The organism is Caldisericia bacterium (assembly GCA_030018355.1).
In the GTDB taxonomy this organism is placed as follows: domain Bacteria; phylum Caldisericota; class Caldisericia; order B22-G15; family B22-G15; genus JAAYUH01.
In genome coordinates this window covers 190503-214227 of record JASEFN010000001.1, presented here as the reverse complement: position 1 = coordinate 214227, position 23725 = coordinate 190503, and the positions used below count along the sequence as shown (strand labels likewise).

Genomic DNA, 23725 nt, shown 5'->3' with positions numbered 1-23725 from the left:
GGAGGTTAATATTATGAGAAAAGAGGAGATTTTTAAAAATTATGAAAATAAACCAGAAAATATTTTATTAATTTTGCATGAAATTCAGGAAGAGAATCCTTATAAATATTTAACAGAAGAAGATATAAGAGATGTAGCAGAAAGATTAGATCTCCCTTATAGTTTTGTTTATGGTGTTGCTTCTTTTTATTCTATGTTCTCTTTAAAACCAAGAGGAAAATATATAATTAGAGTTTGTGAATCTCCTCCATGTCATTTAATGGGTGCAGAAAATATTTTAGAAGAACTTAAAAAAATTTTAAAAATTGATATTGGAGAAACAACAGATGATAAACTTTTTACTCTCGAATTATCATCCTGTTTAGGAGTTTGTGGTGTTGCTCCAGCAATTATGATAAATAATGAAGTATATGGTAATTTAACAAAAGAAAAAATAAAAGATATCATTGAAAATTTAAGGAGGGAAAAATGAGAATTGCAAGAGCACATATACTTGTTGGAATTGACCCTGAATCAGTTTTAAATGGGGTCTATTCTTTTATAGATGAACTTAAAAAGAAAATAAAAGAGAATGGTCTTGAAGATGAGGTAAAAGTTTTAGAAACTGGCTCTCTTGGTCCAAGGGGAATGGGAATAGTTATGGTTGTTTATCCTGAGGGAGTCTATTATGTAAATCTTAAAAAGGAGCATATTTCAAGAATTGTTGAAGAACATTTAATAAAAGGAAGACCTGTAAGGGAGCTTATTTATAAGGGAGAATTTCCTCTAATAGAAAAGGAAAAAGAGGAAATTGGAATTAGAAGAAAACAGACAAGAGTTGTTCTTGAAAATGCTGGAATAATAGATCCAGAAAATATAGAAGAGTATATTGGAAGAGATGGTTATAGAGCACTTGAGAAAGCACTATTTGAAATGAAACCTGAAGATGTAATTGAAGAAGTTAAGAAATCAGGTTTAAGAGGAAGAGGCGGCGCTGGATTTCCTGCTGGTATTAAATGGGAAGGAGCAAGAAAAGCGCAATCAGATATAAAATATGTAATATGTAATGCTGATGAAGGAGAACCAGGAACTTTTAAAGATAGATTGATTCTTGAAGGAGATCCACATAAACTTCTTGAAGGAATGATTTTGTGTGGATATGCAATTGGAGCAAATAAAGGATATATTTATATAAGAGGTGAATATACTTTATCTATTCAAAGAATTTCCAAAGCAATAGAGGATGCAAGAAAATATGGGTTACTTGGAGAAAATATTTTAGGATCAAACTTTTCATTTGATGTTGAAATAAAAAAGGGAGCTGGAGCATATGTTTGTGGTGAAGAAACTGCTCTTATTGAATCTCTTGAGGGAAAAAGAGGTGAACCAAGAATAAAACCACCTTATCCTGTAACATTTGGTTTATGGGGTAAACCAACAGTTGTTAATAATGTTGAAACACTCGCAAATATTCCAAAAATTGTTTTATGGGGTGCTCAATGGTTCAGAAGTTTTGGAACACCAACTTGTCCTGGTACAAAAGTTTACACAATTTTAGGTCATGTTAATTTCCCTGGGTTAATTGAAGTTCCAATGGGTACAACTTTAAAAGAAATTATATTTTCTTATGGTGGTGGAATTAAAAATGGTAAAAAATTTAAAGCAGCACTTGTTGGTGGTGCTGCAGGAGTATTTTTAAATGAGAATCTTCTTGATGTCAAAATGGATTATGACAATTTAAAAGAGTATAATGCTGTATTAGGATCTGGTGCAATTCTAGTTATGAATGAAGATACAGATATAGTTGATATGCTTTATTCAATAATAAGATTCTTTAAACACGAATCTTGTGGTCAATGTTCGCCATGTAGAATTGGAACAGAAGAGTTATTTGAAATTATTTCGAGATTCAAAAGAGGAGAAGGTAAAGAGAGTGATTTAAATAGAATGGTTACTATATCTCAAACAATGTACTTAACATCACTATGTCCACTTGGTCAATCTCTTATTTTACCTGTTAAAACTGCAACAGAAAATTTTAAAGAAGATTTTTTAAAAGTAGTTAAAGTGTAATTTTTTTAAAATTTATTGACAAATTAGAAAATAAATTATAAAATTTAAAAGAAAAAAGGGAGGTGAGAGAATATAACAAAAAACAAAAAATTAAAAAAACCTTACAAAGGAGGGTTTAGATGTTAAAAAAGATTTTAGCAGTTGTTTTAGTATTACTGCTTTTAGTAGGTTTTGGTGCATGGGGTAAAGTATTTTCACAAGCAAAATTCCCCGATGTACCAAGTGATTATTGGGCTTATGACCAGATTGTAAAACTGGTTGAACTTGGTATTTTAAAAGGTTATCCTGATGGAACTTTTAAACCTGAGAACCCAGTTACAAGAGCAGAATTTGCAACGATGGTTGTTCTCGCAAAGAAATTAACACTTGTTTCTCCAGCAACACCTACATTTAAAGATGTTCCAACAACACATTGGGCATATAAATATGTTGAAACAGCAGTAAGAGCAGGATATCTTAAAGGTTATCCAGATGGAACATTTGGACCAAGCAAAACAATTACTCGTGAAGAGATTGCAGCAGTTATGGTGAATGTGAGAGGTCTTAGTGCAGAGGCAGCAAAAATAACTGAGCCAATTGTTTGGGGTAATGACTGGAAACAAATTTCAAGTTGGGCTGTTGGAGTTGTAACTGTTGCATATAGACCTGATGTTCAAGTTTTAACGTATAGAAAAGGCGTTCTTGTTGCTCCAAAATCTCCTGGTACAAGAGCAGAGTGCGCATATGCAGTATATAGAGGAATTATTTCACCACCAACAGAAGGTCAAAGAGTAATTGTTGCTCAAACACAGGAACCAGATGCACTTGTTTCCTTTGCAACATCCATGATGGCACAAAGAAACATTGCAATGCAATATGAAGATGTATTAATCGGTGCTTGGCCAGATGGGACTTTGTTCCCAAGAATGGCACTTAATGTTCCAAACTTCAAGGATGGAACATGGAAGGTTAATCCAGATGGAACTATGGTAACAACATATTACCTTAGAAAAGGTGTAAAGTGGAGTGATGGAACACCAGTAAATTATAAGGCAGATGTTGAATATTCTGTTTATGAAATTTATCTTTCTGGAAAAGTTCCACAAGTTCCAACAACTGATCCATATGATAAAATTACAAAAATTGAGTGGCCAGATCCATACACAATGGTTGTATATTGGAAAGAGAAAACTCCATATGCTAATATGGGTCTACCAATATATCCATCACATATCTATTCAAAGATACCAACAGAACAACTTACTGCATCTGATGCTGTAAAGAAACCAGTTCATGCTGGTCCATTTAGAATTAAAGCATGGGTAGAAGGAGCCTATATTACTCTTGAACCCAACCCATATTGGTTTGGTTGGGCTGGATCAAAGCCACTCATTAAAGAGTTCCAATATAAGTGGTATCCAGATACAAATACTCTTATGATGAACATTATTTCTGGCGCAGTTGATGTATCTCTTATTGGTCTTGGTGCAACTGAAGCAGAAAATGCAAGAAAAGCAGCAAAGAATGTAAAATTCCAGTATATACCATCAACATTCTACGAACACTTGGAAGTGAATGTCACAGATCCAATATTGAGTGATATTAGAGTTAGAAAGGCAATATTAATGGCAATTAATAGAGACGAGATAAACAATAAAGTTCATAGGGGTACAAGAAGAGTTGCTGAAACTATCTATGCATTACCAGGTAATTTCTATACTCCTCCAAATATTAAAGTCCCAGGATATGATCCGAAGAAAGCAGCACAACTTCTTGATGAAGCAGGATGGAAACTTGGACCAGATGGATATAGATATAAAGACGGAAAGAGACTTACACTTGAACTTTCAACTACAACGAGACAGGATAGAAAGGATGAAGCAACTGTTATTCAAAAGAACTTAAAGGATGTTGGAATAGATTTACAACTAAAATTCTTATCAGCATCTTACTTCTTTGGAACATATACCACCCGTAGAATGTTCCAACTTGCATTATTTGCTTGGGGCGGAGATCCACTTGATCCCGGAGGATTCACTCTCTTCCATTCATCACAAATCCCAACAGAAGAAAATAACTGGCAAGGGCAAAATTATTCAGGAATTAGCGATCCTGTAATTGATGAAAACATTTATATTGCAACTCATGAGGTTGATCCCGAAATTCGTAAAAGTGCATATTATAAAGCCTATGAAAGACTTACAGAATTATTACCATATATACCTCTAAACTGGTGGACAGATATTTATACTCCAAAAGCAAACCTTGCAATGGCTGGATTTGACTATTCTGTTTCTTCATCAATCGGTTATACATATAATTCAGAACTTTGGTATTGGGAAAAGAAGTAGATAAGATTAAAAATTAATTAATTTAATTTTTATTTAATTCCCCCCAGACTCTCTCTGGGGGGAATTTTACAAAGAGGAGGATTTAAACCTTGAGGAATTATCTAATTAGAAGAATTTTACAAATGATACCCCTTGCAATCGGGGTTGCCTTAGTTACTTTTGTTGTTTTAAATTTGGTTGGAGATCCATTTGCTCAATATGCACTTAATCCAAGAATAAGACCCGAAGATATTGCTCGTATGAGACATGCATGGGGATTTGATCTTCCAATTCATTTAAGATTTTTTAAATGGTTTTGGTCAATGATTACTGGAAATTGGGGCGTTTCAATTTTTACAGGTGGAAGACCTGTTGCAGAACTTATTAAAAACGCTCTATCTTGGACATTAAAATTTTCTGTAGCCTCCTTTATTCTTTCTTTTGTTATTGCTGTCCCAATTGGAATATATTCAGCACTTCATCAATACAGTTTCTTTGATTATCTTTTTACAGGATTTGCCTTTTTTGGAATGTCAATGCCTACTTTTTGGTTTTCTTTTATTCTTCTTATGATTTTTGGAGTAAAACTTGGTTGGCTTCCAATTGGAGGAGTTATGACTCCAGGAATGGAGACCGCTCCTTTTTGGGTAAGATTTTTTGACCAATTAAAATATTTTATTTTACCAGTAGTTATGCTTTCTCTATATAGTATGGGTTCATGGATGAGATATGCAAGAAGTTCAATGCTTGAAGTTATAAGACAAGATTATGTTAGAACTGCAAGAGCAAAAGGTTTACCAGAAAGATTAGTTATCTATAAGCATGCTTTAAGAAATGCTTTAATTCCAATTATTACTCTTCTTGGTGTTGCATTGCCAGGAATAATTTCAGGCGCTATGATAACTGAAACTGTTTTTGGAATTCCTGGTATGGGAAGACTGACTCTTAATGCAATGTTAAATAATGATTATCCCCTTGCAATGATATCTCTTCTTTTACAATCTTATCTATTAATTATTGGTAACCTTGTAGCAGACATTTTATATGCAGTAGTTGACCCAAGAATAAAATATACATAAATTTGTGAGGTGAAACTATGGCTATATCATATGAAACTGAATTAACTACATATAAAGCAGAATCTTATTGGCAAATTGTATTTAGAAGATTAAAAAAACATAAATTAGCAATGATTTCTCTTGTCATTCTTATAATAATAATTTTGACATGTCTTATTGGTCCATTTTTTGTTAAATATCATTATAACTATATGGAAGGGTATGATCCAGATAATCCTTATCGTGGGGAATATAAACCACCCTCTAAATATCATCCACTTGGAACAGATGAATTGGGAAGAGATGTTTTATCAAGATTATTAATTGGTGGAAGAATATCCCTTTTTGTAGGTTTTGCAGCAATGTTTTCTGCAATTGTTATTGGTGTTATAATTGGTGCTCTTGCTGGATATTATGGTGGAATACTTGATACAATTCTCATGAGATTTACAGATATAATGTTTTCTATTCCTGTTTTGCCTCTCCTTGTTGTTTTAGCAGCAGTAATTCCTGGTGGCGGAGTTTGGAAAATTGTTCTTGTTATTGCAATTTTTGGATGGATGACGGATGCAAGACTTGTAAGAGGGGTGTACCTTTCCTTAAAAGAACAAGAGTTTACTGAAGCGGCAAGAGCAATTGGCGCATCAAATTCAAGAATAATTTGGAGGCACCTCCTTCCAAATTCCATGGCGCCAATAATTGTTTCAGCAACACTTGCAATTGGTGGAAATATAATTTATGAAGCTTCCCTAAGTTATCTTGGTTTTGGAATAATGCCACCCACACCTTCATGGGGAAATATGCTTCAAAATGCCCAGAGCGCAATGTTTAATGCTCCTTGGCTTATATGGTTTCCTGGACTAGCTCTTTTTATAACAGTTCTATCTTTTAATTTTCTTGGTGATGGGTTGAGAGATGCTCTTGACCCAAGATTAAAGATTTAATTGAGGAGAGTTTAATGAAGAATGAAGTTTTACTTGAAACAAAAAATTTGAAAACTTACTTTTATACTGATGAGGGAATTGTTAGGGCAGTTGATGGAGTTGATATTAAAATAAATGTTGGAGAGACTCTTGGTTTAGTTGGTGAATCAGGTTGTGGAAAATCTGTAACTTCCCTTTCAATTATGCGTCTTGTCCCTTGGCCCCCAGGGAAAATTGTTAGTGGAGAGATAATTTTCAAAGGTGAGGATCTACTTAAAAAATCAGAAGAAGAGATGAGAAGAATTAGAGGAAGCCAAATCTCAATGATTTTCCAAGAACCCATGACATCTTTAAATCCTGTATTTACTGTTGGTTATCAGATAAGTGAAGCAATTCTAATTCACCAAGATGTAACAGAAGAAGAGGCAAAAAAGAAAGCAATTGAGATGTTAAATTTAGTTGGAATACCAGATCCAGATAAAAGATACAATGAATATCCTCATCAACTCTCAGGTGGTATGAGGCAAAGAGTAATGATTGCTATGGCACTATCTTGCAATCCTGATCTACTTATTTCAGATGAAGCAACTACAGCTCTTGATGTTACAATCCAGGCTCAAATTCTTGAACTTATGAAAGATCTTAAAAGAAAAATTGGAATGGCAATTCTTATGATTACACATAACCTTGCAATAATTGCTGAAATGGCAGATAATGTAGCAGTTATGTACTCTGGAAAAATTGTTGAATATTCTGATGTTAAAACTATTTTTAAATCTCCTCAACATCCTTATACATATGGTCTTTTAAATTCAATTCCACTTGTAACTAAAAGAAGAAAAAAAGGCGAAAGATTACCTATTATTGAAGGCGTTGTTCCAAATCCATATCATTTACCAAAAGGATGTTATTTCCACCCAAGATGTCCATATGCAACAAAAATTTGTAGAGAAGAGGAACCTCATCTTGAAGAAATTGCTCCAAATCACTTTGTTAAATGCTGGAACTATTTAAAACCAAACATGGGGGTATAAGATGGCTGAACCTTTAGTTAGTGTAAAAAACTTAAAAAAGTATTTCCCCATTCATGGTGGAATACTTGGTGGAGTTATTGCATATGTAAAAGCAGTTGATGATATATCTTTTGATATATATGAAGGAGAAACCCTTGGACTTGTTGGAGAGTCAGGCTCTGGAAAAACAACAGTTGGAAAAACAATTCTAATGCTTTATCCACCTACGTCTGGAGAAATAAGATTTCAAGGGCAAGTAATAAATAAACTTAAGGGCGAAGAGTTAAGAAGAATGAGAAGAAATATGCAGATTATTTTTCAAGACCCATATGGTTCTCTTAATCCAAGAATGCCAATTTCAGAAATAATTGGTGAACCTCTTGTAGTGCATGGATTAGTAAAAAATAAAAAAGAAATGATTGATAGAGTTGTTGAAGTAATGCAAATGGTTGGCTTAAGGCCAGAATATATAAATAGATATCCTCATGAATTTTCTGGTGGTCAGAGACAAAGAATTGGTATTGCAAGAGCAATAATTTTAAATCCAAAATTCGTTGTTTGTGATGAGCCTGTGAGTGCTCTTGACGTTTCAATTCAATCTCAAGTCATAAATCTTTTAAATGAATTACAAGAAAAGTTGAAATTAACGTATCTTTTTGTTGCGCATGATATGGCTGTTATAAGGCACATGTGTGATAGAATTGTTGTTATGTATCTTGGAAAAATTATGGAGATTGCACCAAATGATGAACTTTTTGATAATCCACTTCATCCTTACACTCAAGCACTCCTTTCAGCAGTTCCAATTCCAGATCCAGAAATTAAAAAAGAAAGAGCTGTTCTTCAAGGAGATATTCCTTCTCCAATTAATCCTCCAAAAGGATGTGTATTTCATACAAGATGTCCAGTAGCAATGCCAGTTTGTAAAGAAGTTGTGCCTGAACAAAGAGAAATTAAACCAGGACACTTTGTGTCGTGTCATGCTGTGAAATAGAGTAAAGGGGCTCTGAAAAGAGCCCCTTTAATTTATAATGAAAATTAAAGTAAAGGTATCTCCAAATTCTAAAATTAACAAAATTACCTCATACAAAGAGAGCACTTTATTTATAAAAATATCTAAACCACCAATTGACAATAAAGCAAATTCAGAACTTATAAAATTTCTTGAAGAAACATTTAAAATTAAGGGTGTAAAAATTGTTTATGGAGAAAGGGGGAGGGACAAATTAGTAGAAATTCCAATTGATGAAAAGACACTTTTTGAAAAAATAAAAGAAATTTTAAATTAAAATTTGATAATATATATTTTATGAAGTTTATAATTTTTATAATTTTTTCTTGTATTTTTGTATTTTTAGATAGATTATCAAAAATTTTTGTTATTAAAAATATTAAATATGGGGAAAGTATAAAAATTTTAGGTGATTTTTTAAAATTTGAGAGAGTTGACAATAGGGGTGGAATTTTTGGAATTTTTCCTGATGGTAAAATTTTTTTTATAGTTTTTTCTATTTTAGCTCTTTTTTTAATTTTTATATTTTTATTTAAATATAAATTTAATTCTTGTTTTTTAATTTTTCTTATTTCTTTAATTTTTTCAGGAATAGTTGGAAATTTAATCGACAGAATTCTTTATGGATTTGTAGTTGATTTTATTAGCGTAAAAAACTTTCCTGTGTTTAATCTTTCAGATACATATATAACTGTTGGAGTTGTTTTAATTGTAGTTTATTTATGGAAAAAAGAGTTATAAAATTTATTTCAAATGAAAAGGGTGAAAGATTAGATACATTTATTAAGAAAAATTTAATAGAGTATAGTAGAGAATATATTAAAAATTTAATAAAAGAAGGGAATGTACTTGTTAATGGAGAAGTAAAAAAACCATCTTATAAGGTAAAAGAGAAAGATTTCATTGAAGTTATAATTCCAGAGCCAAAAGAACTTCAACTAAAACCAGAAGAACTCAATATTGAAATTTTATATGAAGATTATGATATCGCAATTGTAAATAAACCTCAAGGAATGCTAACTCATCCAACAGGTAAGAGAAAAAATGGAACTCTTGTAAATGCACTTCTTTATCATCTTAAACATCTTTCACAAATTGGAGGAGTTTTAAGGCCTGGTATTGTTCATAGATTAGATAAAGATACCTCAGGTCTTCTTGTTGTTGCAAAAAATGATTTTGCCCATCAAGTTTTATCTAAAGATCTAAAAGAGAGAAAAATTAAAAGAATATATTATGCTTTAGTTAAAGGTGAAGTTGTAGATGATGAAGGGAAAATTTCAATACCTCTAATAAAAAATTTTAAATCAAAAAAATTTGTTAAACCATCTTCTCTTGGAAAGGAAGCAGAAACAAGTTTTAAGGTTTTAGAAAGATATAAAGGTTATACATTACTTGAGGTTTCTTTAAAAACTGGAAGAACACATCAAATTAGAGTTCATTTAAGTTATGTAGGATATCCTATTGTTGGAGATAAGATTTATGGTGTTCCAGTTAAAGAATTATCTGGACAACTTCTTCATGCAAAAAAATTAATTTTAAACCATCCTAGGACTGGTGAAAGATTAGAATTTGAATCACCCCTTCCAGAACATTTTGAAAACTTTTTAAAGACTCTTCAAAAATTCAGTAAATAAATTGTTTGGTGAAAGTGGTTTTGATGAAAATTCTGGATGATATTGTACACCAATATAAAATGGATGATCTTTAAGTTCAACAATCTCAACTTCTCCATCTTTACTTCTTCCAGAAATTATAAATCCTCCATGTGTCAATTCATTTATAAAATCAAGATTAAAGGTGTATCTATGTCTATGTCTCTCTTTTATAAATCCTTGTTTATAAATTGAATATGCCTTTGTATTCTCTTTAATTACTATTTCACTTTCTCCTAATCTCATTGTTCCTCCAAGAGTTTTCACTTCTCTTTGTGAAGAGAGAAGATCTATTACTGGATAGGGAGTGTCTTTATCAAATTCAGTTGAATTTGCTTCTTTATAACCAACCACATTTCTAAAAAACTCAATTAAAATTATTTGAAGACCAAGGCAAATTCCAAGAAGTGGTTTTTTGTTCTCTCTCGCAAAGAAAGCCCCTTCAATCATTCCTTCAATTCCTCTTTTTCCAAAACCTCCTGGTATTATAATTCCATCAACATTTTTAAGATTTTTATATAAATTTTCTTTATCTTCTGAAGATATCCAACTAATTTCAACATTTATTCCGAGTTCAACACTAGAATGAATAAGTGCTTCTTTTAAAGAAAGGTATGCATCCTTTAATTCAACATATTTTCCTAAAATTCCAACTTTTTTAGTTTTATTACCTTTATTAATTTTAGATGTAAAATTTAACCAATCTGAAATTTCTAAACACCTTTTTTCATTAAAAAGGCTTTCTAAAATATTTTTAATGTTTGAATTTAAAAGAACTTCAGGCACAAAATAGTGCGATTCAAGATCTTTAACTGGTATTATTTTTTCAATTGATAATCCAAGATAGCGGGATAACTTTTCTCTCTCACTTTTTCCAATATCTTTTTTACTTCTTAAAAACAAAATATCAGGGTAAACTCCTAAACTTCTTAACTCTTTAACAGAGTGTTGTGTTGGTTTTGTTTTGAGTTCTTCTGTTGTTTCAAGATATGGAACATAAGTTACATGGATAAAAAATACATCTTTTTCTTCCATTTTTAATTCTGATGATGCTTCAATAAATGGAAGAGATTCAATATCACCAACTGTACCACCAATTTCAATAATGATAATTTCGGCATCGTCTTTTCTTTGAACATCTTTTATAAAATTAATTATCTCTTGCGTTAAATGGGGTATAACTTGTATTGTTTGACCTAAAAAATCTCCTCTCCTCTCTTTTTCAATAATTGTTTTATAGAGATATCCACTTGTTATATTGTTATATCTTGAAAAATTTTGATTTAAAAATCGCTCATAATGACCAATATCAAGATCCACCTCTCCTCCATCTTTTGTAACAAAAACTTCGCCATGTTGGTAGGGATTCATTGATCCTGCATCAACATTCAAATAGGGATCAAACTTTAACATAGAGACTTTATAACCCATACTCTTTGTAATAAGTCCAAGAGATGAAGCAATTATTCCTTTACCCAAGGAGGACATTACTCCTCCTGTGAGAAAAATATATTTTGCCATATATTTTTATATTATATCTCTATTTTCTCCATCACCTCAACTTCAACATGAGCAATATCAATTATTTTACTTATTGCTTCAATAAGTGCTTTACCCATTTCAGATTCTAACCCCTTTTTCCATCTATCAAGAGATTCAACTGTATATCTTACATAAAAAATGTTTGCTTCACCATAAAGTGGTTTATAGATATCATAATCTTTTGCTCCCCATTCTCTTTGAATAGGCATAAATTCATTAAGCCATGCTTTAAAATCATCAATTGTTTTTCCTTCTCTTAATTTGTCCTTATAAATAATATAATACATTTTCCTCACCTCCTTTTTATTTTATCTTCTAATTTAATTATCCATTTTTTAATAACTTTTTCAAATTAACAGGTTAAATGAAAGAGAGCAGCTTTCTTTTTGTTTTCAATTTCATTAAACTTTTTTACTGCATCTTTTGTTTTTAAAATATAGTAATCAATTTTTTCTTCTTGAAGTTTTTTAATTAAATCATCACTGACTTTCATTAATCCATTAGCACCAGTACCAATTATTAAAACCTCAGGTTTAAATTCGAAAACATATAAGGCATCAACTATTTGAAGAAAATGACCCTCCTCTCTCCACCAATTTGAAATTATTTTATCTCCTAATATAATAAGATCTCTTGTGTACTCTTTTCCGTCTATTATAATTCTTCCAAATTCATAACTCTCAATTTTCATAATTTATATCCTATTTTTCTCAAAAATTCCTTTCTTTTTATTTTATCTTCTTCGCCTTCAAATCCTAAAGGCGTTTCACCATCAATTACGCCCAAAACTCCTCTTCCTTGCTCTGTTTCAGCAATAATCACTTCGATTGGATTCGCACTTGCAACAAAAATTCTTACAACTTCTTGAACCATTTTTATTCTATTTAAGACATTTATTGGATAAGCATCTTTAAGAAATATAACAAATATATGGCCTGCACCAATATTCATTGCATTCTCTTTTGCAAGTTCAATTAATGATTCATCATTTCCAGCAAATCTAATAAGTCTTGGGCCGGATGATTCATTAAAAGCAATTCCAAATTTAATTGATGTAGAACTCGTAATTAATGCTTCATAGAGATCTTCTACTGTTTTAATAAAGTGCGATTGACCAATTATTACATTTAAATTTTCTGGATTATTAATTTTTACTGTTTTAATTTCCATAAACTATAACACCTCCTTACTCAATCGAAATTTCTAAAATATTTAAAGGAACTTTTATTTTTATTTCATCTATTCTTATAGGAAGTCCAAAAAGATAATTTATAAAATCATACTTCTTTTCTTCAAATTGAACTTTTATTAAAATTAAGCCGCTTTTTTTTGAAACAATTTTTATTAAATCTATAAAAGGTGTCTCAAGATTTATTTTAGTTAAATCTTTTATTAAATCAAAAGAAAGGATTCCATTTGTTTCAGGATAAATTTTTACATTTTTAACAAAAATCTCGTCCCCTTCTTTTAATACACCAACTTTTATAATTTTTATTGTGTTCTCACTTTCTTTTAAATACACTTTCCATCCACAACCAAGTAAATAATTTTTATCAAAATTCTTTGATAAAAAGAAAAGAAAAACATAAAAAATTATAAAAATAATGATTAAAATGATAATTTTTTTCATAATCATTAACATTATATCATTTATTATGGTATAAATATATCTATATTATTTAATATTAGGAGTATCTATATGAATTTTGAAGTAATAAAGATTGCTATTATAATTTTTTTAATTAGAGTTGTTGGAATAACAATTTCAAGTTTTAGAACAATTTTAATGATTAAAGGAGAAAAGTTTCTAACATTTATTACATCATTTCTTGAAACTATTCTTTATGTTATTGGTTTAAACCTTGTTCTTGAACATCTTGATAACTTTTTAAATCTTTCTGTTTATTCTCTTGGGTTTGCAGTTGGTAATTACATTGGAATGCTTATTGATGAACACCTCGGAATTGGTTATGAGACATTTATTGTTATTCCAACAAAATGTGATGGAGAAATAATAAAACTTTTAAGAGACGAAGGTTATATTGTAACAAATGTTAAAGGAGAAGGTTTAAAGGGTGAGAAAGATATACTTTATGTTACTTTAAAAAGAAAAGACATCAAAAAATTTGAAAGATTAATAAAAGAAATTGATAAAGATGCATTCTATTTTACACTCGAAACTAAAAGAGCGAGAAAATTTACATACTTGACAAAACATTAATTTCTGTTAAACTCAAATCGTGCCTTAAAGGTACTAAACGATTTTTAGGAGGAAGCATTAGCATGATTAAAGGTAAAGTAAAGTGGTTTGACTCTTCAAAGGGTTATGGGTTTATTACAAGAGATGATGGTGGTGAAGATGTCTTTGTACATTACACCGCTATTGAGGGTTCAGGTTTCAAAACATTAAAAGAGGGCGATGCAGTTGAATTTGAAGTACAAGAAGGAAAAAAGGGACCACAGGCAAAGAATGTTAGGAAACTTTCTTAATAGATAAGGATTTAAGAGGTTTCTAAAAGATTAGCCCCGGAGAGAATCCGGGGCTTTTTTATTTTTAGGGTTAGTGTAAAATATAAATTATGTAAAAAAGAAAGGAGAGATTAAGGCATGAAGAAAATTTTTGTTATTTTAATTTTAATTTTTTTGGTTTTACAAATAAAATTAGTTAAAGGAGAAAATATTTTTGTTGTAAAAAATACAAATCCATCAGGAGATGGTTCTTTCTTATGGGCAATTGAAGAAGCAAATAAATTTGGTGGAACCATAAAATTTGATATTCCTAAGGAGGATAAAAATTTTAATGGGAAGGGTTGGACAATTGAGTTAAGAAGCAATTTACCAATAATAGAGAGGAAAATTATAATTGACGGATTATCACAAAATGAAAGAGCCCCAGAGTTAGAAAAAGATAAACCACTTATTATAATTGATGCATCCTTTTTAACTTCAGATTCTCTTTTTATTTTTAAGAGCGAATTTGAAATCTCTGGATTATATTTAAAAAATTTTAAAAATAAAGATTACATTAGAGTTGAAACAACAAGAGGTGTTATTAAAAATATTTCAATTGAAAAAGGAGACACAGGAGTTCATCTTTTTAAGTCAAGTAATATAAAAATTTTTAACTCAACATTTAAAAATTTAAATTATGGTATTTACCTTTACTATTCAAATTATAATCTAATTGATGGTGTTAAAATTGAAAATTGTTCTTTTGGCATAAGATTTTATTTTTCATCCTCTAATGAGATTAAAAATTCAAATATATTAAACAATCAAACAGGAATAAGAGTTTTTTATAGTTCAACTAAAAATAAAATTTCTAAAAGTTTTTTTATTGGAAATGAAGACGGGATTTTTTTAAGAGATAGTTTTCAAGAGAATAATGATATTTTTGAAAATTCTTTTTCAAATAATTTAAATGGAATACATCTTTATTATGGAACAGCATCAAGAATTTACACAAATGAATTCATTAAAAATAGTTATGGTATAAATGTTGAATTCTTTTCCTCAAATAATTTTATATTTAAAAATATTTTTAAAGAAAATGAATATGGAATAAGATGTTTTAATTCTTGTGAAAAAAATTCAATAAATGAAAATAGATTTGAAAAAAATAAGAAAGGAATATTCTTTGAAGATAAAAGTAATAAATACAATAGTTTTTCAAAAAATATTTTTATAGATAATGACGAAAATATAATTTTAAATGGAGGAAACGAAGATATAACTCCTATAGAAATTTCTTTTTGTAAAATTTTTGGGAAAAGTCTTCTTCTTTGGATTAAAAGTGATAAAAATGGAAAAATTGAAATTTTTTCTTCAGATATTTTAGGTAAAAATTCTTACAACTTTTTAGGAGATAAAAAAATTGAAAAAAATGAAGAGATCTTTTTTGTTTTAACAGATGAAAATCTCCTTGGAAAGTATATTCTTACAACATTTACTGATACTAAATTAAACACCTCTGAATTTCAAAAAGTTCTTGTTGAAAAAAGGGCTCCTTTTCTAGATCTTATTTTAAAAAGAACAACACAAGGAGAAAAAGGAGAAAATGTGGAGTTTTTGGCAGAGATTAAAAATAAAGGAGATGAAGATATTGATAATGTAATATATAAAATAAAAATTCCTAAGGAGTTTAAAGATATAAAAGTTCTATCAAATCCAAAAGGATCCATTTATAAAATCGAAGACAATTTAATATTAGTTGAAAATATAAAGGTGGGTAAAAATTCAAGTGAGTTTATTAAATTTTCTTTTTTAATAGGAGAAAACATTTTAGTAAATTCAAAATATTCCCTTCAAGGAGAGATTGAGTATAATATTTATGGAAAATTAAGAATAATTGAAAAAAGTGATAAAGATGGAATAGATGATGAAATTCCCTCGAGTTTTATTTTAGATGAGCCTACTGAATTGGTTATTACTGGAAAGCCTCAAATTGTTATAGATTTACCACAAACTCTTAATATAAATTCAAATTCAACATTTAATTTGAACTTTTTAATTAAAAATATTGGTAATTATCCTGATAAAAATGTTTCTGTTAAAATATCAATTCCAAATTCTTTAGAATATCTTTCTTCAAATCTAGGTCAATTTAAAAGAGAAGAAAGTATTTTTTATCTAAATTTTGATTCAATAAAAGAAAATGAGAGTTTTAACATAAATATTGAATTTAAAGTAAAAGAAACTATTTTTGATAAAAAAGAAAAGATGAGCCTTCAATATATAAGTGAGACAACAAATGTTAAGAAGGAGATCGATATTTTTATTAAAGGAGAAGGTGAGCCAAAACTTTCAATGAGAGTTGAAAGTAAAGATGAGGTTTATTTATATTCAAATATAATTTTTAACATAATTATTAATAATAGTGGAACAAAAGAAGCAAAAGAAAAGATTCTTAAAATAAAAGTTCCAAAAGATTTTAAAATTTTAGGAGAATATTATACAAAAGAGAATATTGTTGAGATAAAAATAGATAAAATTGGAATAAATGAGGAATTAAAAATAAATTTAGAATTTAAATCTATATCTACTTGTGATACAACAACCACTTTTGAATTTTACCTTGATGAGATGGTTATAAAGAAGGATATTTTAATAAAATGCCTAAAAATTTTCCATAATCCAATTATTTCAGGATATCCAGATGGCACTTTTAAACCAGATAATCCTATAAAAAGAGTAGAAGTTGCTGTAATTTTATCAAATACATTTCTACTAAGTAGATATGATTCATTAAATTTACCAAAAGATGTAAAAGATGGGTACTGGGGTAAAGATTATATTTTAAATGTTATATCAAATGGTTTAATGAGTGGATATAAGGATGGAACATTTAAACCTGAGGAGCCACTTAAAAGATCTGAAGCAGCTGCAATTATTTTTAAAATTCTTTCTTTAAACGAAGATTATGGTAATTATTTCATTGACATACCTTCTTCTTACTGGGCAAAGGGAATTATTGGTGCAGTTTATAAAAGTGGAATAATTTCTGGTTATCAAGATAAAACTTTTAGAGGTGAAAAGAAAGTTACAAGGGCAGAATTTATAACAATGATTCTTAAAGCAGTTGGAAGAGGTGGTAATTTTGGGGATATTAATAAATTTGTGGATTTGAATAAAAATCATTGGGCTTACAAATATATTCTTGAAGCAACAATCCCTCATATTTTAATCAATCCTCAGAAGTTAAAAGATATAAAAATAGGACCAAGGATTTTGCCCATTTTTATTGAAAAGGAAAATTCTATTATAAAAATTTTAAAAAGTGGGGATAGGATAAAAGTTTCAATTCCCTTTTTGTTTGGAGATTTAAAAGAAGTTGAAATTGAAATTGAAGATTCAGGTTTTAGTATTCCCTAAATATTTAATTTAAAAAGAAGAAAATAAATTAATATTAAAATAAAAGAAGATAAAGATACTGAAAGAGTCAAATTTTTATATATTTTTGATAATTCACACTTGAAATAATTTATTGTAACTATTAAGCAGAGATGAAGTGGAGAAAAAAGAATTCCACAAACTGCACCACTATAAGCAAGACCCATTAATGCAAAAGAAAGAGCCCCTTTTGGGTAAAAGAGATTTAGAATTATTGGATATGAAATTGCGACTCCCATTGATGTTAGTCCTGTAAGAAATGCACTTAAGAATGGCATAAAAAATATTAAAAGAATTGATGGAATTGCAAGAAGCATTAATGAATTTGAAACATCTTTTGCAATTCCTAATGATAAAAGATTTCTAAAAAAATATACTCCTATTGGTAAAAGTATGTTATCTAAATTAATTGATTTTTTTATATAATCTAAAAACTGGATTTTACTTGGTTTTAAAAATAAAATTGAAAGAGTAAGAGAAACCAAAATAGCATAAACTACTTCAAGATTAAAAACAAAAATAAGAATTAATATTAATAAAATTGGAGAAAAATATTTCAAAAAATCTTTAAAATTTCCGTCTTCACTTTTGTTTTGTGGTATTGAAATTCCTTTAAATCCTATAAATATACCAACAAAAACAAGTACAAATGGAATAAAAATATGAGCAAGAAGAGCGCTTCTAATTGATACATTTAAAAATTTTGCAGCAAGAATTATACCTGGATATGTTGGAAAAGCACCTTCAAGGACATGTCTAAACCAATAGTTCATATATGCTTTTCTTTCATTAGTTGTATTTATATCTTTTGTTAAACTATCTACAAGAGGAGCAGAAAAAAGAGCACCACCTGGCATTGGCAAAAGACCTATCAGCATAGATGAGAGAAAAATAGTTACTTTTCTTTTTGGAAATAGTGAGTTAAGATTTTTAATCATTTTTGACAATATTTCTTTTCCTTGAAGTAAATATGAGAGAAGATAAATTAAAATTAAAGTTATTATTAATTCAATTGTATCTTTTAATATTATTGCACTATAAAAACTTTTTATTAATAAAGTTGGTTTAAAAGGGTATAATATACCAAGTAAAGTTGCACCTAATATAAGTGAAAGTCCTGGTTTAACCTTCTTTTGTATAAGAAAAACAATTATTGCGAACGATAAAGCAATTTTTAAAATGACCATTTAGATAGATTCAAACCTTTCCCAAAGTCTTTGAGTTATCTTTCTACTCTCTTCAAAAATTTTTTCTTCATCAATACCTAAAATCTCCCTGTCTTTAACTATTAACTCTCCATTTACAAAAACATGAGTTACAAACTTACTTGACATTCCAAAAATAAAATGGCCAAAAAAGTTATTTTCATTTAATGGTGTTGGAGGGGTGTAATCTAAAATAACAAAATCACTTACAAAACCCTCTTTTATTTCACCAACTTTTTCATCAAAAATAGAAGATACAATTTTTGGATTATTTTCGAAAAGTAGTTTATAAGATTCAAAAAATCCTATGTTTGAATCTTTTTTATCATGTTTATGAGCAATATATAAAACTTGAGTTTCTCTAAACATATCATGCGTGAATCCATCTGTTCCAAGACCAACAAGAACTCCCCTTTTTAGTAAAGAAAAAATATCTGGTAAACCAACAGCATTATTCATATTTGATTCAGGATTATGAATAACAATTGAATTTCTCTCTTTAATTAAATTTCTATCCTTTTCATCAATATGTACACAATGAATAAGAAGGGTTTTATCATTTAACATATTCTCTTTGTATAATCTTTCAACTGGTGAGAGACCAAAAAATTTTATATTATAATCTCTATCAAATCTATCTTCAGAAAGATGAACATGAATTGGTATTTGATATTCTTTAACAATTTCACTACACATTTTAAGTGTTTCCTCACTTAGTGTAAAGAGAGCGTGAAGCCCAAAGGTTGGAACAATAAATTTATTGGCTCTTTTTTTATGTTTTTCAATAAATCTTAAATTTTCTTCGATACTTTCTTTTGCTTTTTCCTCACCCCATCTATCTGATACTTCAAAGCAAGTTGAAACTCTTATTTTAATTTGGTTTTGGGCATTTTCAATTTCGTCTAAACTATTTTTAATATATCCAAAACTTGCGTGATGATCTATTATTGATGTAACCCCATTCTTAATTGCATCAATAAGACCAATTAATGCAGAATAATAAACCGATTCTCTGTCTAGGGCTAAATCAAGTTTCCACCATAATTTATCAAGTATTTCATAAAAATTTCTAGGTGAACTATCTTTAAGTCCAATTCCTCTTGCAAGAGAAGAATAAAGATGATCATGAGAAATTATCATACCAGGAATCAATAATTTTCCTTTACCATCTATTATTTCAACATCAAACTTTTTTAAATCATCGTCTTTTTCCAATATTTTTACAATCTTATCATTAAAAATAATCGACCCATTCTTAATAAATTTTGGCGATTCTCCACCCGTAAAAATGTTTATATTTCTTATTGCTTTCATTCCTTTTCCTCCAAAAAGAAATTTTATAAAAATTTTATCACAATATATAATTAAATGGATGAGTGAAGTTTTTCAATTTATTTTAAAATTAATAGATAAATTAGGTTATTTAGGACTATTTTTTGCAATGGTTTTAAATGGCTCATTTATACCTATTTCTTCAGAAATTTTTATAATACCAGCAGGATACCTTGCTTCTAAAGGTGATCTTAATCTTTTTCTCGTTATTTTATCTGGTTCACTTGGAAGTTTGTGTGGTTCTCTTATAAATTATTTTATTGGTTATAAAATTGGAAGACCTTTTATAGAAAATTATGGAAAAATTTTTAGAATAAAAAAAGAAGCAGTTGAAAGAGGGGAAGAATGGTTTAGGCATTATGGAATCTATGCAGTTTTTTTTACAAAATTTATACCAACAATAAGACAATATATAACAATTCTACCTGGAATATTAAAAATGAATATTATTAATTTTATCATTTTTTCTTTATTAGGAGATATCTTTGTTGTTTCATTTATGACCTTTATTGGATACTTTTTTGGTGAATATAGACATATTGTAAAACAATATTTAAATGAAATTTACATCGCCATTATCTCTTTTATTCTATTAATTTTAGTTTCTTACATTTTTTATAAACTATTTAAGGGAAGAAAAGAAAGAGAAAAGTTTATTTGATATATAATAAATATATGGAACTTAATGAGTTTTTTAATTTAGTAGAGGAGATATTTAATAATTTGCCTCAGGATATAAAATTATTACTTGAGAATATAGAAATAACAGTTGAAGAAAAAGATAAAGGATATCTTTTAGGTTTTTATAGAGGAGTTCCATATAAAGAAAGAGGTCCATATTATAATTTTGTATTACCAGATAAGATTGTTCTTTTTAAAGAAGAGATTGAAAATGCTGCAAATCAAGAAAATATTTCAATTAGAGAGAAAATAAAAAAGGTTTTGTTACATGAAATAGGCCATTATTTAGGATTTAATGAAGAGAAATTAAGAGATTTGGGGGTATATTAGATGGGACAATTAATAGTTATTTTATTATTTCTTGCTTTTATTCTTTATGTTTTATCCAAATCTAAATCAAAAATTAAACCACAAATTGTTATTATAATCTTTATTCCTTTTATTGTTCTTGTTCTCTTAAACCTTTTATCAGGTATTTTTGTAGATTATTTTTTCTTCGATAGTTTAAATTATAAAAGTGTCTTTTTAATCAGATTCTTTACCAATTTAGTGGCAAATAGCGTAATATTTTTGACTACATTTATAATTCTTTACTTTATTACAAGATTTGAATATATTCTTACTCCTTTTGAACCACCAGAAAGAAAAAGAGAAAAAGTTATATTTAAAATAATTCACTTTATTTTAATTCTTATTTCTTGCGTCACTTTTACAGCAATTCTTAATTTTAATTACAACAATCTTTTATTATTTTTAAATAAAATTCCAACTCAAATTAAAACCGAAATTTTAAATAAAGATTTATCATTTTATCTTTTTACTCTTCCCTTTTTAAATGATCTTTCAAATATTACTATTGCTATTTTATTTTTTGTTCTTTTATTCTCCTTTATTTTCTTTTTAATACTTTCAAAATTAAAATATGTTCTATCAATTAAATTAAAAGAAGATGATATAAAAAGAAAACTCTTAAAAATTTTCTCTTTTATAATTTTTGGAATTGCCTTTAAAACATATCTTGCAATATTTAATTTTATGTTCTCAAAAAGAGGAGCAGTATATGGAATTGGATATACAGATTACTATATAAGAATACCAATTTATTATGTTTTGATAGTTGTTTTAGTAATACTGGGATCTCTTTTGTTCTTCTATTACAGCAAAATATATTATAGAAAAAGAAAAACTCTTGTTGTTTTGATTTCCTTTTTATTAATAACAATTTTATTTTTATATTCTATATTACCATCAATTTATCAAAGATTTGTTGTTAATCCAAATGAGTTTTCGAAGGAGAGCACCTTCCTTGAATACAATATAAAATATACAAGAAAGGCATATGGAATAGAGAATTTCAATTTTGTAGAAATAAGCAAAGTGACAAATGTAACTAAAGAAATAATTGAAAAGAACCAAACAGTTATTAATAGTGCAAGGATTTGGGATCCAAGAGCGCTTAAAGATACATATAAAGAAATTCAAGGAATAAGACCATATTATAAGTTTAATGATGTTGATATTGATAGGTATATCATAAATGGATCATTAAGAGAAGTTATGGTTTCAGCAAGAGAACTTGATAAAGATCTTTTGCCCTCTGATTCAAGAAGTTGGGTTAATTTACATTTAAAATTTACACATGGTTATGGAGTATGCTTGAGTGCAGTTGATGAGAGTACGCCTGAAGGTTTGCCCATTCTTTTAATTAAAGATATACCACCAAAAGTTGAAGTCGAGGGAATTAAAATAACAAGACCTGAAATATATTTTGGAGAATTAACAAATGATTATATATTTGTTAATACATCAACTGAGGAGTTTGATTATCCAAAAGGAAATGAAAATGTTTATACAAAATATAAGGCTTATGGTGGAGTAAAAATTGATAATTTTTTAAGAAAGACAATTTTTGCAATGTATTTTAAAGATATAAATATACTTCTTTCAAAATATTTAACTCAAGGTTCAAAAATTCTTTACTTTAGAAATGTTATTGAAAGAGTTGATAAAATAGCCCCGTTTCTCCTTTATGGCTATGACCCATATATTGTTATAAATGATAATGGAGAACTGTATTGGATTGGAGATGGATTTACAATTTCCAATAATTTTCCATATTCTGAAAGATTAAGATATGGAGACATTCCGTTAAATTATATAAGAAATTCTGTAAAATTCACAGTAAATGCCTATACTGGAGATGTCAATTTTTATGTAGTAGATGAATTAGACCCAATAATTAATGTATATAGAAAAATTTATAAAGACCTTTTTAAACCAATGAGTGAAATGCCAGATGATCTTAAAAAACATTTAAGATATCCTGATGATCTTGTTGAAATTCAATCATATATTTTAAGAGATTATCATATGAAAGATGTTCAAGTTTTTTATAATAGAGAAGATAGATGGGATAAAGCAAAAGAAAAATATATTCAAAATATTCAAGAGATAATCCCTTATTTCATTTTTATGAATATAGATGGAAATGTTGAATTTGTTAATATTCTACCCATGACACCAGTTGGAAAAAGTAATTTAATTTCTCTTTTTGTTGGAAGGTGTGATGGTGAAAATTATGGAAAGGTGATAGTTTATCAATTTTCAAAAGAAACATTAATTTATGGACCTCAACAAATAGAAGCAAGAGTTGACCAGGATGAAGAAATTTCAAAAACATTAACACTTTGGAATCAACAAGGTTCTCAAGTAATTAGAGGAAACACTCTTCTTCTTTTAATTGATAATTCTATTTTATATATAGAACCAGTTTATCTTCAAGCAACCCAAGGGAAAATTCCCCAACTTAAAAAGGTAATATGCGCAACTTTAGATAGACTAACATGGGGTGATACTGTATTAGATGCATTATCTGAACTTTTTAAATATGAAAAAGGTGTTGAGAAGGAGACAAATTTATTAGAACTATTGAAAAATCTTAAAGAGGCATTTGAGAATTATAAAAAATATTCTGGCGAAGGTAATTTTGAGTTAGCGGGTAAAGAGTTGAAAAAAATTGATGAAATTTTGAAAGTTCTTGAAGAAATAAAACCTTAG

The 23725-nt window shown here is 28.5% G+C and carries 23 protein-coding genes; 16 read left to right on the top strand and 7 right to left on the bottom strand.

The genetic code is table 11. The features are described from left to right. Positions 1 to 13 precede the first annotated feature (13 nt). The 10 genes from nuoE (at position 14) to QMD25_00970 (ending at position 10001) form a co-directional block, all read left to right on the top strand. Entirely contained in the window at positions 14 to 472 is a 459-nt protein-coding gene (gene nuoE / locus QMD25_01015) for an NADH-quinone oxidoreductase subunit NuoE (GenBank protein MDI6860583.1), read from the top strand. Continuing rightward, positions 469 to 2052: an NADH-quinone oxidoreductase subunit NuoF gene (nuoF, locus tag QMD25_01010; protein MDI6860582.1), complete on the top strand. Its 1584-nt coding sequence runs from the start codon at positions 469 to 471 to the stop codon at positions 2050 to 2052. The genes nuoE and nuoF overlap by 4 nt, the downstream gene beginning before the upstream one ends. 119 nt (positions 2053 to 2171) lie before the next feature. Beyond that, positions 2172 to 4382 carry an ABC transporter substrate-binding protein gene (locus QMD25_01005; protein MDI6860581.1) on the top strand — a complete coding sequence of 737 codons (2211 nt, stop codon included), beginning with the start codon at positions 2172 to 2174 and terminating at the stop codon, positions 4380 to 4382. Positions 4383 to 4471: 89 nt separating this feature from the next. Beyond that, positions 4472 to 5440 (top strand): ABC transporter permease, encoded by a 969-nt coding sequence (locus QMD25_01000; GenBank protein ID MDI6860580.1) that lies wholly within the window; start codon positions 4472 to 4474, stop codon positions 5438 to 5440. Positions 5441 to 5457: 17 nt separating this feature from the next. Then, positions 5458 to 6363 carry an ABC transporter permease gene (locus QMD25_00995; GenBank protein ID MDI6860579.1) on the top strand — a complete coding sequence of 302 codons (906 nt, stop codon included), beginning with the start codon at positions 5458 to 5460 and terminating at the stop codon, positions 6361 to 6363. A 14-nt stretch (positions 6364 to 6377) separates the two neighbouring features. Beyond that, positions 6378 to 7376 (top strand): ABC transporter ATP-binding protein, encoded by a 999-nt coding sequence (locus QMD25_00990; GenBank protein ID MDI6860578.1) that lies wholly within the window; start codon positions 6378 to 6380, stop codon positions 7374 to 7376. 1 nt (position 7377) lies between these two features. After that, positions 7378 to 8349 carry an ABC transporter ATP-binding protein gene (locus tag QMD25_00985; GenBank protein ID MDI6860577.1) on the top strand — a complete coding sequence of 324 codons (972 nt, stop codon included), beginning with the start codon at positions 7378 to 7380 and terminating at the stop codon, positions 8347 to 8349. Between the two features lie 37 nt (positions 8350 to 8386). Beyond that, positions 8387 to 8644 carry a DUF167 domain-containing protein gene (locus tag QMD25_00980; GenBank protein ID MDI6860576.1) on the top strand — a complete coding sequence of 86 codons (258 nt, stop codon included), beginning with the start codon at positions 8387 to 8389 and terminating at the stop codon, positions 8642 to 8644. Positions 8645 to 8664: 20 nt separating this feature from the next. Further along, positions 8665 to 9108: a signal peptidase II gene (gene lspA / locus QMD25_00975; GenBank protein MDI6860575.1), complete on the top strand. Its 444-nt coding sequence runs from the start codon at positions 8665 to 8667 to the stop codon at positions 9106 to 9108. Beyond that, positions 9090 to 10001 (top strand): RluA family pseudouridine synthase, encoded by a 912-nt coding sequence (locus QMD25_00970; protein MDI6860574.1) that lies wholly within the window; start codon positions 9090 to 9092, stop codon positions 9999 to 10001. The genes lspA and QMD25_00970 overlap by 19 nt, the downstream gene beginning before the upstream one ends. Here QMD25_00970 and QMD25_00965 read toward each other — a convergent pair. The 5 genes from QMD25_00965 to QMD25_00945 all read right to left on the bottom strand — a co-directional run bounded on the left by QMD25_00965 (position 9972) and on the right by QMD25_00945 (position 13191). After that, positions 9972 to 11540 (bottom strand): CTP synthase, encoded by a 1569-nt coding sequence (locus QMD25_00965; GenBank protein ID MDI6860573.1) that lies wholly within the window; start codon positions 11538 to 11540, stop codon positions 9972 to 9974. The genes QMD25_00970 and QMD25_00965 overlap by 30 nt on opposite strands. Positions 11541 to 11551: 11 nt before the next feature. Continuing rightward, positions 11552 to 11848 (bottom strand): hypothetical protein, encoded by a 297-nt coding sequence (locus QMD25_00960; protein MDI6860572.1) that lies wholly within the window; start codon positions 11846 to 11848, stop codon positions 11552 to 11554. Between the two features lie 65 nt (positions 11849 to 11913). After that, the gene (locus QMD25_00955; GenBank protein MDI6860571.1) at positions 11914 to 12252 is read right to left on the bottom strand and encodes an MTH938/NDUFAF3 family protein; all 339 of its coding nucleotides are present in this window, start codon (positions 12250 to 12252) and stop codon (positions 11914 to 11916) included. Further along, on the bottom strand, positions 12249 to 12731 hold the full coding sequence (locus tag QMD25_00950; protein MDI6860570.1) for an adenosine-specific kinase: 483 nt from the start codon (positions 12729 to 12731) through the stop codon (positions 12249 to 12251). The genes QMD25_00955 and QMD25_00950 overlap by 4 nt, the downstream gene beginning before the upstream one ends. Positions 12732 to 12747: 16 nt before the next feature. After that, positions 12748 to 13191, bottom strand: coding sequence for a hypothetical protein (locus tag QMD25_00945; protein ID MDI6860569.1), 444 nt, complete (start codon positions 13189 to 13191; stop codon positions 12748 to 12750). A gap of 69 nt (positions 13192 to 13260) precedes the next feature. On the opposite strand from QMD25_00945, the gene QMD25_00940 reads away from it, so the two are divergent. The 3 genes from QMD25_00940 (at position 13261) to QMD25_00930 (ending at position 17432) form a co-directional block, all read left to right on the top strand. Continuing rightward, positions 13261 to 13782: a DUF5698 domain-containing protein gene (locus tag QMD25_00940; GenBank protein MDI6860568.1), complete on the top strand. Its 522-nt coding sequence runs from the start codon at positions 13261 to 13263 to the stop codon at positions 13780 to 13782. Between the two features lie 65 nt (positions 13783 to 13847). Next, complete coding sequence (locus tag QMD25_00935) at positions 13848 to 14051, top strand: cold shock domain-containing protein (protein MDI6860567.1); 204 nt, start codon at positions 13848 to 13850, stop codon at positions 14049 to 14051. A 117-nt stretch (positions 14052 to 14168) separates the two neighbouring features. Beyond that, positions 14169 to 17432: an S-layer homology domain-containing protein gene (locus QMD25_00930; protein ID MDI6860566.1), complete on the top strand. Its 3264-nt coding sequence runs from the start codon at positions 14169 to 14171 to the stop codon at positions 17430 to 17432. Here QMD25_00930 and QMD25_00925 read toward each other — a convergent pair. Together QMD25_00925 and ssnA are read right to left on the bottom strand one after the other, a co-directional pair. Continuing rightward, complete coding sequence (locus QMD25_00925; GenBank protein MDI6860565.1) at positions 17429 to 18637, bottom strand: DUF401 family protein; 1209 nt, start codon at positions 18635 to 18637, stop codon at positions 17429 to 17431. The genes QMD25_00930 and QMD25_00925 overlap by 4 nt on opposite strands. Beyond that, complete coding sequence (gene ssnA, locus QMD25_00920; GenBank protein ID MDI6860564.1) at positions 18638 to 19969, bottom strand: putative aminohydrolase SsnA; 1332 nt, start codon at positions 19967 to 19969, stop codon at positions 18638 to 18640. It abuts the gene before it with no gap. Between ssnA and QMD25_00915 the strand changes: the two genes are divergently transcribed. From QMD25_00915 to QMD25_00905, 3 genes are read left to right on the top strand one after another with little or no spacing between them, the layout of a single operon-like run. Further along, positions 19944 to 20648 carry a DedA family protein gene (locus QMD25_00915; protein ID MDI6860563.1) on the top strand — a complete coding sequence of 235 codons (705 nt, stop codon included), beginning with the start codon at positions 19944 to 19946 and terminating at the stop codon, positions 20646 to 20648. The genes ssnA and QMD25_00915 overlap by 26 nt on opposite strands. Further along, a complete protein-coding gene (locus QMD25_00910; protein MDI6860562.1) occupies positions 20645 to 20998 on the top strand; it encodes a metallopeptidase family protein in 354 nt (117 codons plus the stop codon). The genes QMD25_00915 and QMD25_00910 overlap by 4 nt, the downstream gene beginning before the upstream one ends. Further along, positions 20999 to 23725: a UPF0182 family protein gene (locus QMD25_00905; protein ID MDI6860561.1), complete on the top strand. Its 2727-nt coding sequence runs from the start codon at positions 20999 to 21001 to the stop codon at positions 23723 to 23725.

Excerpts from the sequence above, each read along its gene's own strand:
- nuoE (MDI6860583.1), top strand. The coding sequence starts at position 14 with ATGAGAAAAGAGGAGATTTTTAAAAATTATGAAAATAAACCAGAAAAT.
- nuoF (MDI6860582.1), top strand. The coding sequence starts at position 469 with ATGAGAATTGCAAGAGCACATATACTTGTTGGAATTGACCCTGAATCA.
- QMD25_01005 (MDI6860581.1), top strand. The coding sequence starts at position 2,172 with ATGTTAAAAAAGATTTTAGCAGTTGTTTTAGTATTACTGCTTTTAGTA.
- QMD25_00995 (MDI6860579.1), top strand. The coding sequence starts at position 5,458 with ATGGCTATATCATATGAAACTGAATTAACTACATATAAAGCAGAATCT.
- QMD25_00990 (MDI6860578.1), top strand. The coding sequence starts at position 6,378 with ATGAAGAATGAAGTTTTACTTGAAACAAAAAATTTGAAAACTTACTTT.
- QMD25_00985 (MDI6860577.1), top strand. The coding sequence starts at position 7,378 with ATGGCTGAACCTTTAGTTAGTGTAAAAAACTTAAAAAAGTATTTCCCC.
- QMD25_00980 (MDI6860576.1), top strand. The coding sequence starts at position 8,387 with ATGAAAATTAAAGTAAAGGTATCTCCAAATTCTAAAATTAACAAAATT.
- lspA (MDI6860575.1), top strand. The coding sequence starts at position 8,665 with ATGAAGTTTATAATTTTTATAATTTTTTCTTGTATTTTTGTATTTTTA.
- QMD25_00970 (MDI6860574.1), top strand. The coding sequence starts at position 9,090 with ATGGAAAAAAGAGTTATAAAATTTATTTCAAATGAAAAGGGTGAAAGA.
- QMD25_00965 (MDI6860573.1), bottom strand. The coding sequence starts at position 11,540 with ATGGCAAAATATATTTTTCTCACAGGAGGAGTAATGTCCTCCTTGGGT.
- QMD25_00960 (MDI6860572.1), bottom strand. The coding sequence starts at position 11,848 with ATGTATTATATTATTTATAAGGACAAATTAAGAGAAGGAAAAACAATT.
- QMD25_00955 (MDI6860571.1), bottom strand. The coding sequence starts at position 12,252 with ATGAAAATTGAGAGTTATGAATTTGGAAGAATTATAATAGACGGAAAA.
- QMD25_00950 (MDI6860570.1), bottom strand. The coding sequence starts at position 12,731 with ATGGAAATTAAAACAGTAAAAATTAATAATCCAGAAAATTTAAATGTA.
- QMD25_00945 (MDI6860569.1), bottom strand. The coding sequence starts at position 13,191 with ATGAAAAAAATTATCATTTTAATCATTATTTTTATAATTTTTTATGTT.
- QMD25_00940 (MDI6860568.1), top strand. The coding sequence starts at position 13,261 with ATGAATTTTGAAGTAATAAAGATTGCTATTATAATTTTTTTAATTAGA.
- QMD25_00930 (MDI6860566.1), top strand. The coding sequence starts at position 14,169 with ATGAAGAAAATTTTTGTTATTTTAATTTTAATTTTTTTGGTTTTACAA.
- QMD25_00925 (MDI6860565.1), bottom strand. The coding sequence starts at position 18,637 with ATGGTCATTTTAAAAATTGCTTTATCGTTCGCAATAATTGTTTTTCTT.
- QMD25_00915 (MDI6860563.1), top strand. The coding sequence starts at position 19,944 with ATGTTTATATTTCTTATTGCTTTCATTCCTTTTCCTCCAAAAAGAAAT.
- ssnA (MDI6860564.1), bottom strand. The coding sequence starts at position 19,969 with ATGAAAGCAATAAGAAATATAAACATTTTTACGGGTGGAGAATCGCCA.
- QMD25_00905 (MDI6860561.1), top strand. The coding sequence starts at position 20,999 with ATGGGACAATTAATAGTTATTTTATTATTTCTTGCTTTTATTCTTTAT.